At 42.9% G+C, this 12,128-nt stretch carries 11 protein-coding genes and 1 pseudogene; 8 read left to right on the top strand and 4 right to left on the bottom strand.

Annotated features, from left to right (window positions below; translation table 11 throughout):
* Together ACPK8D_RS13685 and ACPK8D_RS13690 are read left to right on the top strand one after the other, a co-directional pair.
* A pseudogene (locus ACPK8D_RS13685) lies at nt 1-91 on the top strand (IS200/IS605 family transposase); the annotation flags it as partial.
* A 202-nt stretch (nt 92-293) separates the two neighbouring features.
* Nucleotides 294-776 carry a serine protease gene (locus ACPK8D_RS13690; protein WP_424718417.1) on the top strand — a complete coding sequence of 161 codons (483 nt, stop codon included), beginning with the start codon at nt 294-296 and terminating at the stop codon, nt 774-776.
* 53 nt (nt 777-829) lie between these two features.
* Here ACPK8D_RS13690 and ACPK8D_RS13695 read toward each other — a convergent pair whose 3' ends face one another.
* Entirely contained in the window at nt 830-1,897 is a 1,068-nt protein-coding gene (locus tag ACPK8D_RS13695; protein ID WP_424718418.1) for a lysylphosphatidylglycerol synthase transmembrane domain-containing protein, read from the bottom strand.
* Between the two features lie 145 nt (nt 1,898-2,042).
* Between ACPK8D_RS13695 and ACPK8D_RS13700 the strand changes: the two genes are divergently transcribed.
* Together ACPK8D_RS13700 and ACPK8D_RS13705 are read left to right on the top strand one after the other, a co-directional pair.
* Entirely contained in the window at nt 2,043-2,315 is a 273-nt protein-coding gene (locus tag ACPK8D_RS13700) for a DUF1294 domain-containing protein (RefSeq protein ID WP_424718419.1), read from the top strand.
* Nucleotides 2,316-2,921: 606 nt separating this feature from the next.
* Complete coding sequence (locus ACPK8D_RS13705) at nt 2,922-3,887, top strand: inositol-3-phosphate synthase (RefSeq protein WP_424718420.1); 966 nt, start codon at nt 2,922-2,924, stop codon at nt 3,885-3,887.
* Nucleotides 3,888-4,137: 250 nt separating this feature from the next.
* Here ACPK8D_RS13705 and ACPK8D_RS13710 read toward each other — a convergent pair whose 3' ends face one another.
* From ACPK8D_RS13710 to ACPK8D_RS13720, 3 genes are all read right to left on the bottom strand, one after another.
* Nucleotides 4,138-4,422 (bottom strand): ferritin family protein, encoded by a 285-nt coding sequence (locus ACPK8D_RS13710; protein ID WP_424718421.1) that lies wholly within the window; start codon nt 4,420-4,422, stop codon nt 4,138-4,140.
* A 221-nt stretch (nt 4,423-4,643) separates the two neighbouring features.
* Nucleotides 4,644-5,789 (bottom strand): PQQ-dependent sugar dehydrogenase, encoded by a 1,146-nt coding sequence (locus ACPK8D_RS13715; RefSeq protein ID WP_424718422.1) that lies wholly within the window; start codon nt 5,787-5,789, stop codon nt 4,644-4,646.
* Between the two features lie 30 nt (nt 5,790-5,819).
* Entirely contained in the window at nt 5,820-6,392 is a 573-nt protein-coding gene (locus ACPK8D_RS13720; RefSeq protein WP_424718427.1) for a hypothetical protein, read from the bottom strand.
* Between the two features lie 166 nt (nt 6,393-6,558).
* Here ACPK8D_RS13720 and dinB point away from each other — a divergent pair, with 166 nt between their 5' ends.
* The 4 genes from dinB (at nt 6,559) to ACPK8D_RS13740 (ending at nt 12,016) form a co-directional block, all read left to right on the top strand.
* Nucleotides 6,559-7,665, top strand: a complete 1,107-nt coding sequence (gene dinB / locus ACPK8D_RS13725) for a DNA polymerase IV (RefSeq protein WP_424718423.1) — start codon at nt 6,559-6,561, stop codon at nt 7,663-7,665.
* A gap of 193 nt (nt 7,666-7,858) precedes the next feature.
* On the top strand, nt 7,859-8,548 hold the full coding sequence (locus tag ACPK8D_RS13730) for a DUF4956 domain-containing protein (RefSeq protein ID WP_424718424.1): 690 nt from the start codon (nt 7,859-7,861) through the stop codon (nt 8,546-8,548).
* Nucleotides 8,549-8,766: 218 nt separating this feature from the next.
* Nucleotides 8,767-11,313: a CotH kinase family protein gene (locus tag ACPK8D_RS13735; protein WP_424718425.1), complete on the top strand. Its 2,547-nt coding sequence runs from the start codon at nt 8,767-8,769 to the stop codon at nt 11,311-11,313.
* The gene (locus ACPK8D_RS13740) at nt 11,306-12,016 is read left to right on the top strand and encodes a VTC domain-containing protein (protein ID WP_424718426.1); all 711 of its coding nucleotides are present in this window, start codon (nt 11,306-11,308) and stop codon (nt 12,014-12,016) included. The genes ACPK8D_RS13735 and ACPK8D_RS13740 overlap by 8 nt, the downstream gene beginning before the upstream one ends.
* The last annotated feature ends 112 nt before the right edge of the window (nt 12,017-12,128 follow it).

A 12,128-nucleotide genomic window follows, 5' to 3' on the forward strand; every position in this document is an offset into this window, starting at 1 on the left:
TTCCGATGTAATAAAAGACTATATTGAAAATCAAGGAAACCAGGAAGAAAAAGAAGCATACAAGCAAATGAAAATACTTGATTTTGAATAAAGTTCCATTATAACGAGAGCGGTGGCGCACCCCGCTGCAAGCAACGGGGTGCGCCACCGCAACTTTGATTTTGTTCCCCCTGCCAGGAAGTGAGCGAATTCCCGTCTAATATATAACGCTAAATATAATTAAAGCACAATCTATGTAACACCGGAAATACCATAAACCAGGTCATAAGAAACCGGCAGGTTGTTGAAAGCTTATGATAAAAGCGGGCAGTTCTTTTTTTCATAATGGAAAACGCAGCACTATCGGTGCGGTTATCTCTCTCAAAGGAGTGCTCTACATGGTCACGGTTTCCCATATCTTTCGGGGAGAAGGAGACCACCTGACAGTTGATGGAAAGAGACTTGCCGTTACGCGAATTTTGAAAGACCATCACTTAGCCCTGATAGAACTTCCTCCTGACAGCGAGGTTGAAATCACGGAATTTGGCAGCCCGGCGGAGCTGGAGCTGGCTGAGCTTATCAACGATACCCGTACTATACACTACTGCAGGGTGGTTAATTCCGGGGCTTCTTTGCTTTTCCTGGGCTTCAGGTGCCATGATATGCCAGCGCCGGAAGATAGCGGTTCTCCTATCGTGCAGGGAGGGAAAGTAATAGGAATAATGACTACGGCAACCCTGGACACCTGCATGGGATTTGCGATTTCGTCTAAGATTCTCCGCAACCTGGAAGGATAACGGAGGCGAAAATTAACTTCGTGTTCTTCCTAACTTTGCGTTCTATTTTAACTTCATATTCTCTGCAGATAAAACGCTATTGGGAATCCTATCAGCGTTGGGATCCAGAAGGAAAACACCCTGTAGCTGAGTACGACAACAACAGCAATTGAGCCGGGTACCCCAAGGCCTGTATAGAGGGCAGCCATCGTGCTCTCCACAATACCGACTCCTCCGGGCAGGAGAAAGGTTATTCTTCCTAAAAGAAGAGGGAGCCCGTACCCTACGACCAGGATCTCTGGTCCTACAGGAGACCCTGCGGCTATGAAGAAGAAATAAAGAGTGAGCATGTCAAAACCCGCATAAATCGCAGCCCCCAAAAGCGGACGCTGCCAGCCTCCATTGCCTAACGTTTCAAGGGCTGCAAAAACCCGGCTTATTGAAGTCTCGGTTGAAGCAGGCGTGTAGGTTTTATGCAGGAGCCGGGCAAAGTAAGCCGCTATCCTGACAATAATGAGTGTGAAACCTGCGCGATTTTTTATCCCCCAGTGTATTGCTGCGAAGCCCAGGCCAAGTAGAGTGAGGATTAAAACAAAGGCGAAGAACTGTACAGAAGAAAGGCTGTGGGCTAACAGGAGGTGCAGGATTCCGGCTACAGCCAGTGCCGTTAAGATCGTATTGTTGAAAATAGTGGGCAGGGTACCTGCAAGCCCTGCACCCTCGGCGCTGACGCCAGATTTCCGTACCCATCGGTATGTCGCAGCAGCATTCCCGAACGGGCCTCCTGCCAGCATGCCTATACTTGAAGCCGCAAGTGTTATTATAGCTCCCTTCAATATCGGGATATTCTGGTTTACTTTTGCTACGACTGAATTTATAAGGTAACCGGCTCCCAGATAACTGACCACCTGGCCCAGGGCAGCCAGCAGCACAGCCCATGGAACCATTGTTTTGATAACATCCAGGGATGTTTCAACCGAAGCCAGCTGCGGAAGAATAAGGTTAACGGCCAGCCCTATCAGTATAAGGGTTGGAAGGTAGCGGCCTACTTTTAAGACCAGGGGTGGAGGAGATAGTAAACTTCTATGAACATTATTCTCGCTTTTTTGCCCTGATCGGCTTTCGTTCCGGTCTATACTCATTTAAATCCTCCTGTCCCAGGCATTCTTATCTGGCTATATTTCGGGCAGACACCTGTTTAATACTGTAATTCTATGATCTGATGAAATCAATGTAACCGGGTAAAAAATCACAGCCTTTAATTATTATTAAGGAGAATTCTTTCCCATGAAAGATAGTGTATATCTTCTTTTCCCTATTATTTATGCTGTTTTTAATGCAGCTTCTTATGCCCTGTACGGAATGGATAAATTCAAGGCAAAAAAGGCCAGGTGGAGAATTTCCGAGCAGAGCTTGCTGATTGCTTCTCTCTTCGGGCCGATCGGTGCATTACTCGGAATGCAGCATTTCAGGCATAAGACCCAGAAACCCATGTTTAAATTTCTTGTACCTGCGTTTGCAGGAGTTCACCTCCTGTTAGTACTCTGGATCAATCTCTAAGCCGGAGAAATTTGGTTTCAGGCTGAATTAATTACAAAATAAGCATGGAATAAGATAAAACGGGCTTGAGAAAGAGAGAAACAGGCTTGAGAAAGAGAGAAACAGGCTTGGGAAAGAGAGAAACGGACTTGGGAAAGAGAGAAAGTAAGCCTCAAAAAGAGTACACAGACTAACATTATTTTTATTTTTTGTAAAACGCTTTTTATAGTATTTTTTGCATACAATAACAGGCATCACAGTTTCCATTCCTTATCCTTTATGAGATTACACTCTGGAAACTGGTTTTGAAAACTGCAAAATATTTGGGGAAATTGGGAAAGCAAATTTGAAATCAGTATTTGAAGTCAATACTGACATCAGTATTTGAAAGCCAATACTGAAATCAGTGTTTCATAGCAATACTTAAAAGTTATATTTTAAAGCAACATCTTATGCCATTACTATTTTGAGCTTATTGGGGGAATACCAGCGGCAGGTAAAGACAGGATAAAAATTGCCATTGCGGGAGTCGGGAACTGTGCAAGTTCACTTCTGCAGGGAATCGAATACTACCGAAAAAAGGATGCGGACTCATTTGGCCTGATGCATTGGGATCTTGGGGGCTACTTGCCGTATGAGATAGAGGTGGCGGCAGCTTTTGATATCGACCGGAGGAAGATTGGAAAAGATGTATCAGAGGCTATATTTTCGCTTCCCAACTGCACGACGATTTTCTGCCCGGACGTTCCGTCGGCAGGGGTAAGTGTGAAAGTCGGGAGAGTTCTGGACGGCTGTTCCGATCACCTCGCAAATTACCCTGAAGAGTGCAGGTTTTCGCCGGTAGAGGGCGAGGGTGCGACAAAAGAAGAAATAGTAGCTGCCCTGAAGGATTCGGAGGCCGAGATCCTCCTGAATTATATGCCGGTCGGCTCCGAACAGGCTGCCCGTTTCTATGCCGAATGCGCTCTTGAAGCAGGCTGCGCCTTTATAAACAATATGCCTGTTTTTATCGCAAGCAATCCCGAATGGGCAAAACGTTTTGAAGAAAGGAAACTCCCGATTATAGGTGACGACATCAAATCTCAGTTAGGGGCCACTATTGTCCACAGGACCCTTGCCGACCTTTTCAGGAAACGGGGAGTAAAACTGGAAAGAACCTACCAGCTTAACACCGGAGGAAATACCGATTTTCTTAATATGCTTAACAGGGACAGGCTCGCTTCCAAGAAGACATCAAAAACCGAAGCCGTCCAGTCCGTACTCGAAAATAGGCTTGAGAACGGGAATATCCATGTGGGCCCGAGCGACTACGTACCCTGGCAGAAAGACAACAAGGTCTGCTTCCTGAGGATGGAAGGAAAACTCTTCGGAGATGTACCCATGAACATTGAGCTCAGGCTTTCGGTTGAGGATTCCCCGAATTCGGCAGGTGTGGTAATCGATGCTATTCGATGTTGCAAGCTGGCCCTTGACAGGGGAAAAGGGGGAGTCCTTTATCCTCCCTCGGCGTATTTTATGAAACATCCGCCTGAACAGTACCCCGATGCCGAAGCATATCTCATGACTGAAGAATTCATTGCCGGCAACCTGTGAGATAAATAAGTAAAAAGAAATCTGTAACAGCTAAGAAGTAAAAAGAAATATGTAAGAAAGGTTTGAAAAATAAAATCCGAAAGAAAAGTCTGGGTAAAGCCCGTATAAAGAATCTAAAGATAAATCCGTAAAAAAGGTTTAAAAATAAAATCTGTAAAAGGGCCTGAAAATAAAAATTAAACTTAAAACCTAAAACTTAGTCTCCTTGAAAGTCTTTAAGGAGATTCTAGGTTTAAGGGAGCCAGAGGAATTATTTGGATAACACTTCTTCCGCGTCTCTGGCTCCGGCCTCAACTTCCTGCTTGTGTTGAGAATCAAACCGAAGTAAGAGGGCCTGAAACTCTCCGATGTGCGTTTTTTCCTCTTTTGCTACATCCATAAGGACGGCTTTTATGTTCGCATTTTTTGTTAAGTTTGCCATCTGTTCATAGAGGTTTACAGCATCAAGCTCGGCAATGATTGCGGCTCTGAGGATCTCTTTATCAATGTCTCCTTCAGATACGCTTTTAATGTCTACAGGTATTTTGGATAACAACTTATTCCCCCTGCTTACTTATATGCGGGTATAAAAATAAATATTTCTACCGAATCCGGGAAGCTTTTTAAAGGTTTTAGCTCAGATAATTTCCCTAACTCAGTAATCTCTCTAACCCCGATTAACTCCCGCAAGGTGCTTTAAGGTACTCGGTTAAGCTATTGCAGGATATTCGGATCAGCATTGCAGGATATTCAGATCAGCAATTCAACGTTTTTGGATCAGCTATAGCTGATCCTGTAGATTGCATTATTCTTATCATCCGAAACAAGTATTGCTCCGTCAGGCATTACAAGGACATCCACTGGCCTTCCCCAGGCTGCAAGCCCCTGGAGCCAGCCGTCGGCAAAGGGCTCGTAACTCACAGGCGTTCCGTTCTCCGTCCTGACAAGGGTAACCCGGTATCCGATTGGGATTTTTCGGTTCCATGAGCCATGTTCGGCGATAAAGATCTGGTTCCTGTACTCTTCTGGAAACATTGTGCCTGTGTAAAAGGTCATTCCAAGGGCAGCTACGTGCGGGCCCAGTTTGGTTTCTGGAGGTGTGAACTCCGAGCAGTTTCTGAGTTCCCCGAATTCAGGATCGGGAATATCTCCCCCGTGACAGTAGGGAAAACCAAAATGCATTCCCTGTACAGGTGCCCGGTTAAGTTCGTCCGGAGGGAGGTCGTCCCCAAGCCAGTCCCTTCCGTTGTCAGTAAACCATAGCTCTCCTGTCTCGGGGTTCCAGTCAAACCCGACGGTGTTCCTTATCCCCTTTGCAAAAATCTCAAGCTGGCTTCCATCGGGTTCCATCCTCATAATTGTCCCGTATCGCTCGTCTTCCCCTTCTTTGTTACAGATATTGCACGGCATTCCGACAGGCACGTACAGCTTCCCGTCAGGCCCGAATTTGATGTATTTCCAGCCGTGAGAGCGGTCGGATGGGAAACTATCATTAACTACAACGGGCTCGGGCGGATTTTCAAGCCTTGCTTCGATATTATCATAGCGAATTACTCTTGAGATCTCAGCGACATACAGCGAGCCGTTCCGGAAGTCTACCCCGTTTGGCATGTCCAGGCCTTCAGCAAGCACAAGTACATCATCGGCTTTACTGTCATTGTTCCGGTCAAGAACCGCATAAACCTTTCCCGCATCCCGGCTGCCGACAAAAAGTGTGCCGTTCGGGCTCAGAGCCATTGATCTTGCATTCTCCACATCCTCGGCATAATAATCAATGGAAAAACCAGGCGGAAGCTCAATACAGCTAAGCCCTGTCCCGTTTTCTCCACAGGTTCCAGCTGGCACGGTTCTAACGACGGTATAAGCAGTTAAAATAAGTGCAATAACTGCAAAAAAGCCAAATATTATTTTTACCCCTTTCATTTCACCCACCATTTTGCTTGAAATTAGCTATCATACGAGAGTTTTTGCAGTTTCAAAAAGTTCTTTTTCAGTCTCAGGTAGGGCATACCCCTGACCTTTCCAGTGGATAATTCCCTTCGGATCCAGCAAAAAGACATAAGCAAGGTTTGTATCTTCCATCCCAAGGATTTTCTGGTAGCCTGAGTAATCTCCGTAAAAAGTGACCACATTGTCGTGTTTATCTACCGGAATCCCACCTCTCATGCCTGAATCGATCACCCGGGAGATGACCTTCCAGGCTTTACTTATCATCGGAATCTCATAAACCGCAAACCTGCTGTCTTTTCTAAATTCCCGCTCAAATGGCTCAACCCAGGAGTCGATCATATTCTGGGCGCTGCGCACAAAAGCAATACAGATAAGTGTTACCTTTCCCCCCATAGCTTCCGGAAACGTTACAACGTTACCTGAGAGTGATTTTGATGTGATCTCCGGAAAAGGTTGTCCGACGATATTTTTTCCGATTTTTTCAGGACCTGCTTCCAGCTTGTTAATAGCCTTTTTCTCCGAATATTCCGTCTCTTCAGAAGTAACCCGTTTAAAACTCTCCTGCTCGGCTTTAATTAAACTACCCCCATTTAAAACCCGAAAATAAGGATTGAAAAATTATCCAAATTATATATTATCGGCTTTGTAGAAATGCCTTTTTAAGATCACTTCTGAGATCACGTTAATACTTTCACCCAACTTCCTCAAACCTTTTTTACATGTTTTATCCTATCTCAAGGTAATGCCTGCCTCCAATTCGAAAATAAATGCTCCGGAAAGGAGAATTACCTTCCACGCGGATATGGACAGTTTCTTTGCGTCAGTTGAGGTCAGGGAAAAGCCGGAACTGAAAGGGCTGCCTGTAGTTGTGGGCTCTGACCCTAAAGGAGGCTCCGGAAGGGGCGTTGTAAGCACCTGCTCGTACGAGGCGCGAAAATATGGAATTCACTCCGCAATGCCGATCTCACAGGCTTACAGGCTCTGTCCGGATGCGGTCTTTCTGCCTGTGAATATGAAACTGTATGCGGGCATTTCGGCAAAAGTAATGGAACTTTTGAAGGGATTTGCAGACAGGTTCCAGCAGGTCAGCGTGGATGAAGCCTATCTCGTGCCAGGTCCCGAAATCAGAAATTTTGAAGAGGCTGCCATGTATGCCCTGAAGATTAAGGATGAAGTCCAGAAGCAGGCAGGAATCACCTGTTCGGTCGGGGTTGGGCCGAACAAGCTTATTGCAAAAATTGCGTCAGGCTTTCAGAAGCCTGACGGGCTTACCGTAGTCAGGCCCGGAGATATAAGGGAATTTCTTTTCCCGCTGCCTGTCTCAAAAATTCCCGGAGTAGGGGAAAAAACGGCTGACACCCTGAAATCAATGGGAATTACAAGGGTAGAAGAACTTGCAAACTGCGATGTGCAGCTGCTTTCGGAAAAGTTCGGGAAAATGGGGCTTCGCATGAAGCAGCTGGCAAACGGGCTCGATTTTGGGGAAGTTCGGGAAAACGAAAGTGTAAAATCCATCAGCAGACACGGAACCTTTGCTGAAGATACGAATGACCCTGTAAAGATCACCGGGTCTCTGGATCTGCTTGTGGAAAGCGTGCACAATTCCCTCCTGAAACACCGCTTCCTTTTCAAAACCGTAACCCTTACCGTACGCTTTGAAGATTTTTCCACCTATACGCGCTCAAAAACCATCCCGATCTGGACTTCGGATCTCTTTGTAATCAAAAGGACGGCTATCCAGCTTCTTTCGGAATTCATAGGAGGCCAAAAGCTCAGGCTTGTAGGCATAGGAGTCGCAAAACTTCGCAAAAGGGACGAAAAGCAAACCCTGATCACAGATTTCCTATAAGAATGTACTATGGGCTGCAAGTCAGTAGCTGAAGATTGTAAATATAAACAGACAGTTTTTCCCGGTATAATTCGTTATTGCTTTGCCGAATATTCTATTCGATATCAAAGCAACATGGCAATTGAAAAAAATTTATATAGTTTCATTTCTTTCTCATACTGAGATCTTTTTACTTATCTGTGGGGGAAATAATTTGCAAGCTGAGATTTCAACATTCGAACATTTTTTGACCACGCAGAGCTATCAGGTTCCTGTAGCTGGATTTGCACTTAATCTGCTAATAGTTGGCGTTCTGGCTTTTACTTTAGGTCAGGTGTATATTCATTATGGTAGCACGATTTCCAACAGACGGCAATTTGCAAAAAATTTTATAATGATTGCTATGACAACTATGCTCATAATCAGCGTAGTAAAATCTTCCCTTGCTCTCTCTCTTGGCCTGGTTGGAGCACTGTCTATAGTAAGGTTCAGGACTGCGGTTAAAGAACCCGAGGAACTGGCTTTTCTCTTTCTGAACATTGCTATTGGCCTGGGCCTGGGAGCAGATCAGCGGGCTATTACAGTGCTTGGTACTTTTATGGTTCTTTCAGTTATCATAATAAGAAAAAAATTCATGTACGCTCCTGAGTTTGATCAGAACTTACACCTGACTATATCAAGCCACAATCCGGATAAAATCCAGTTGAGTACTATTGTATCAATCTTGAATAAACACTGTTCAGCTGTGAATTTGAAGCGGTTTGATGAGACAGGTGAGACTCTTGAGTCTACTTTTCTGGTAAGTTTTGATGATTTTGAGCATATAGAATCGCTCAAAAGTGAGTTGAATTCAGTTTCCAAATCAATTAAAATCACTTTCCTTGATCAACAGGGTATTTATTAAACAGATAGCCATTTGAGTCCACAGGCAGGTTTAATATGCAGATTAAGAAAGATGATGGTCAGAAGATTAGGATAACTTTCAAGTTGCGTAAGTTATTATCCAGTAAAAAAGTTCATCTTTCAGTTATTTTATTAGTGCTCCTTGCTGGTTGCTTTAGTGGGATGGTCATATCAGGCTTTTTCGGAACAGTTGATAAACCATCGCCTCTAGCTAAAGAGATGGCTAGAAATACATTGGTAAGGGTCGGTTTAGATCCAGCTAAAACAAAGATTGTACTGTCGGGTGCTTTACGTGAGAATTACAGAATACCAATTAACTATATAAACGGGCTCACATCCAATCCTGAGAAAATAACCATTGATATAAAAAACAATGATTTCCAGAAACTGGCATATAAGAGAGAGATTGCACTTGCAAACGGTATTCTTATTTCTTCTGATGAGGATTATGTTCCTGCAAAAATACATTACAAAAATCAGACTGTTAATGTAGATTTAAGACTTAAAGGTGATTGGGCCGATCATTGGAGCGGCGATAAGTGGTCGCTCCGCGTTAAAGTTGAGGGAAACGATACGCTTTCAGGAATGAGGCAATTCGTGCTTCAGGATCCGAAAACAAGAAATTATCTCAATGAGTGGTTGTTCCAGAAAGCTATCCAGAGAGAAGGAATTATTTGCTTACGCTGTTCTTTCGTTGATGTTACTATAAACGGAAAACACAAAGGGATCTATGCATTGGAGGAACATTTTGACAGCCTGCTTATTGATAGTAATAGTTACCCAGAAGGGCTTATAGTCCGGTTTAACGAAGAAGCTTATTTCTCAGATAAGTCAATATTCAAGCAAGCTGGGACATCTAATGGTCCTTATGATTATTATAACTCCTCTTATGTCGATATGTATCGAAGTGGGAAAATAGTGAATAATCCTGAAATGCTTGAACAATTTATAAAAGCGAAAGATTTACTTGAAGCTTTTAGAGCTGGAAACCTGACAGCCAGTCAAGTATTTGATATTGATAAATTTGCCACGTATGTGGCGATTATAGATGTTTTTGGAGGTCAACATGGAACCAACTGGCACAATGTCAGGTTTTATTACAATCCTGTGACTTCAAAGTTAGAGCCTATCGGCTTTGACACCAATTCCGGACTGAGATTTAATGACCCCTTATATGAGCTCGCATGTACTTCTGATAATTCTGACAAGGAATTCATAAATGCATTATTTGAGGACACTGTTTTCTTTGAAAAGTATGTCCAGGAGCTTGAGAGAGTTTCCCAGGAATCCTATTTTGATTCTTTACTTTACGATACAGATAAAGAGCTTCAAGAAAATCTTGATATCCTTCATAGAGATCTTCCATATTATTCTTTTCCAAAGGCTGTATTTTACAATAACCAGAAATATATCCGAACCGTGCTCAACCCTTCTAAAGGTGCACAGGTTTATTTCTACAATTCGACAGGGAACAGAAATATCACCCTTGAAGTTGGGAACATACAGCCAATACCTATCAAGATATCCAATGTAAGTTTCCAGAATTCAGTGGTCTTTGAACCCATAGAAAAAGGGAGGATTTTACAGGGAAAAATGTCACCGGGTACGGTAAAATACGAAAAAATTGAATTTGTGCTGCCTGAAAATTTCAACTGGTCTTCCCAGTGTATTCCCGATTTGAAACTGAATTACAGATTCCTGGGACACAGCCTTTTGCGCAACGAATCCGTGTATATATGGCCTCATATCTCGGAAGATTGCCCATCGGATGATATCATGAGGAAAAGTCCGAATGCAAATAATTTTGGTTTCCTTTTGTTTGATAACGAAAATAAAAAGATCTGTATAATGCCCGGCAACTGGGAGATAAAAGAAGACCTGGTCATTCCAGAAGGGTATGTGGTTACCTGTTCAGATGACTACGCTACAAAGATAAATCTATTAAACGGTTCTATGATACTTTCGTATTCTCCCCTTAACCTCTCTGGAAATGAAGACTCCCCGCTTGTAATAACATCTTCGGATTCAACAGGCCAGGGAATTGCTATTCTGAATGCGGGTGAGAAATCCTGCTTAAACAGGGTTATGTTCAGTAACCTCTCCGCACCCTTAAGATCAGGATGGCAGCTGCATGGGGCTATTACATTTTACGAATCGCCTGCAGTTATTGAGAACTGCTATTTCCTCAATAACACAGCAGGAGACTATATGCTTGATATTATCAGGTCGGAATTTTCGATCACAAACTCATTATTCCAGGATGTGAGTTCGGGTTCTTTAAGAGGGCTTTATGGAAAGGGAAAAATTTCCGGCTCATCCTTTATAAATTCTGGAAATACCGCCCTGGACTTCTCAGGCTCCACGGTCGAGATCTCTGAATGCCTTTTCAATGGCGCAGGGAATGCAGGCTTAAGCGCCGGAGAATTCAGTTATGTAGGTGCTACCGATATGGAGTTAAAGAATTGCAGTGCAGCCGTAGTCAGCAAAGACCTGTCCACGGTAGATCTGGATAATGCAAAAATCTCTTCTTGTAATGTTGGATTTCTTGTCTGCCAGCAGAGACAAGAATTCGGCCCTGGAAGGATAGAGACCTCTTCAGTTGAGCTGGACAATACAACTGTTCCCTACATAATTGAGGCCGGCTCGATTTTGTCCATTGACGGAAGTGAAATAACCGGGGATCATAAAAAAGTTTATGAAACGATATATGGCAAAACAGGAATTTCTGATTTTTCTTCTTTCTTGGGGGTATATAAGTATGCTTAGTGAAACTGTGCTTGACAAAATGCAAAATCCGGAAGAATTCCGATATGAAAGAAAAGTGGTAGTTTACGGAATGAGCATGCATGAGGTCGAATTGATTGTCAAATCACATCCTGCGATTTTTACTGAGAGAAATTTCCCCAGACATATAAATAACATCTATCTTGATACATATAATATGTCAAATTATTTTGATAATGTTGATGGATTAAGTAGAAGATTAAAAGTTCGTATTCGCTGGTATGGAGATCTCCTCGGGTTTATTGAAAGTCCTGTTCTGGAATTTAAAACTAAAAGAGGCCTTGTTGGGGGAAAAATTTGTTTTCCTCTGAACTCATTCTGTCTGGATAGTAAATATTCTCTGGAAAAACAGCAGGAAATCTTCATGAGGTCCGATATTCCCGAGGTATTCATTGAATACCTTAAATCACTGCGATTTACTCTTCTCAACCGTTATTATAGAAAATATTTCGAGTCTTCTGACCATAGATTCAGAATTACGATTGATTCAGGCATGGAATATTACAGACTGGAATCTTCAAAAAATTCTTTTAATGAAAAAAAAGTCGATCATCAAAGCTGCATCCTTGAACTCAAATATTCGAAAGAGAATGAGGATTTTTCCCAATCATTTTTTAATTATTTCCCCTTCAGATTAACCAAGTGTTCAAAGTATGCATCAGGAATTGAAAATCTGTACTCATGAATTTTATGGATTTTCTTTCTTTTCTCTTCTTCCTTTTCTCTTCTTCCTTTTCTCTTCTTCCTTTTCTCTTCTTCCTTTTCTCTTCTTCCTTTTCTCTTCTTCCTTTTCTCTT

The organism is Methanosarcina sp., assembly GCF_049706645.1.
Classification (GTDB): Archaea; Halobacteriota; Methanosarcinia; order Methanosarcinales; family Methanosarcinaceae; genus Methanosarcina.

Coding starts and splice junctions, on each gene's coding strand:
- ACPK8D_RS13700 (WP_424718419.1), top strand. CDS start 2,043: ATGAAAGATAGTGTATATCTTCTTTTCCCTATTATTTATGCTGTTTTT.
- ACPK8D_RS13735 (WP_424718425.1), top strand. CDS start 8,767: ATGGCTAGAAATACATTGGTAAGGGTCGGTTTAGATCCAGCTAAAACA.
- ACPK8D_RS13715 (WP_424718422.1), bottom strand. CDS start 5,789: ATGAAAGGGGTAAAAATAATATTTGGCTTTTTTGCAGTTATTGCACTT.
- dinB (WP_424718423.1), top strand. CDS start 6,559: ATGCCTGCCTCCAATTCGAAAATAAATGCTCCGGAAAGGAGAATTACC.
- ACPK8D_RS13690 (WP_424718417.1), top strand. CDS start 294: ATGATAAAAGCGGGCAGTTCTTTTTTTCATAATGGAAAACGCAGCACT.
- ACPK8D_RS13695 (WP_424718418.1), bottom strand. CDS start 1,897: ATGAGTATAGACCGGAACGAAAGCCGATCAGGGCAAAAAAGCGAGAAT.
- ACPK8D_RS13740 (WP_424718426.1), top strand. CDS start 11,306: ATGCTTAGTGAAACTGTGCTTGACAAAATGCAAAATCCGGAAGAATTC.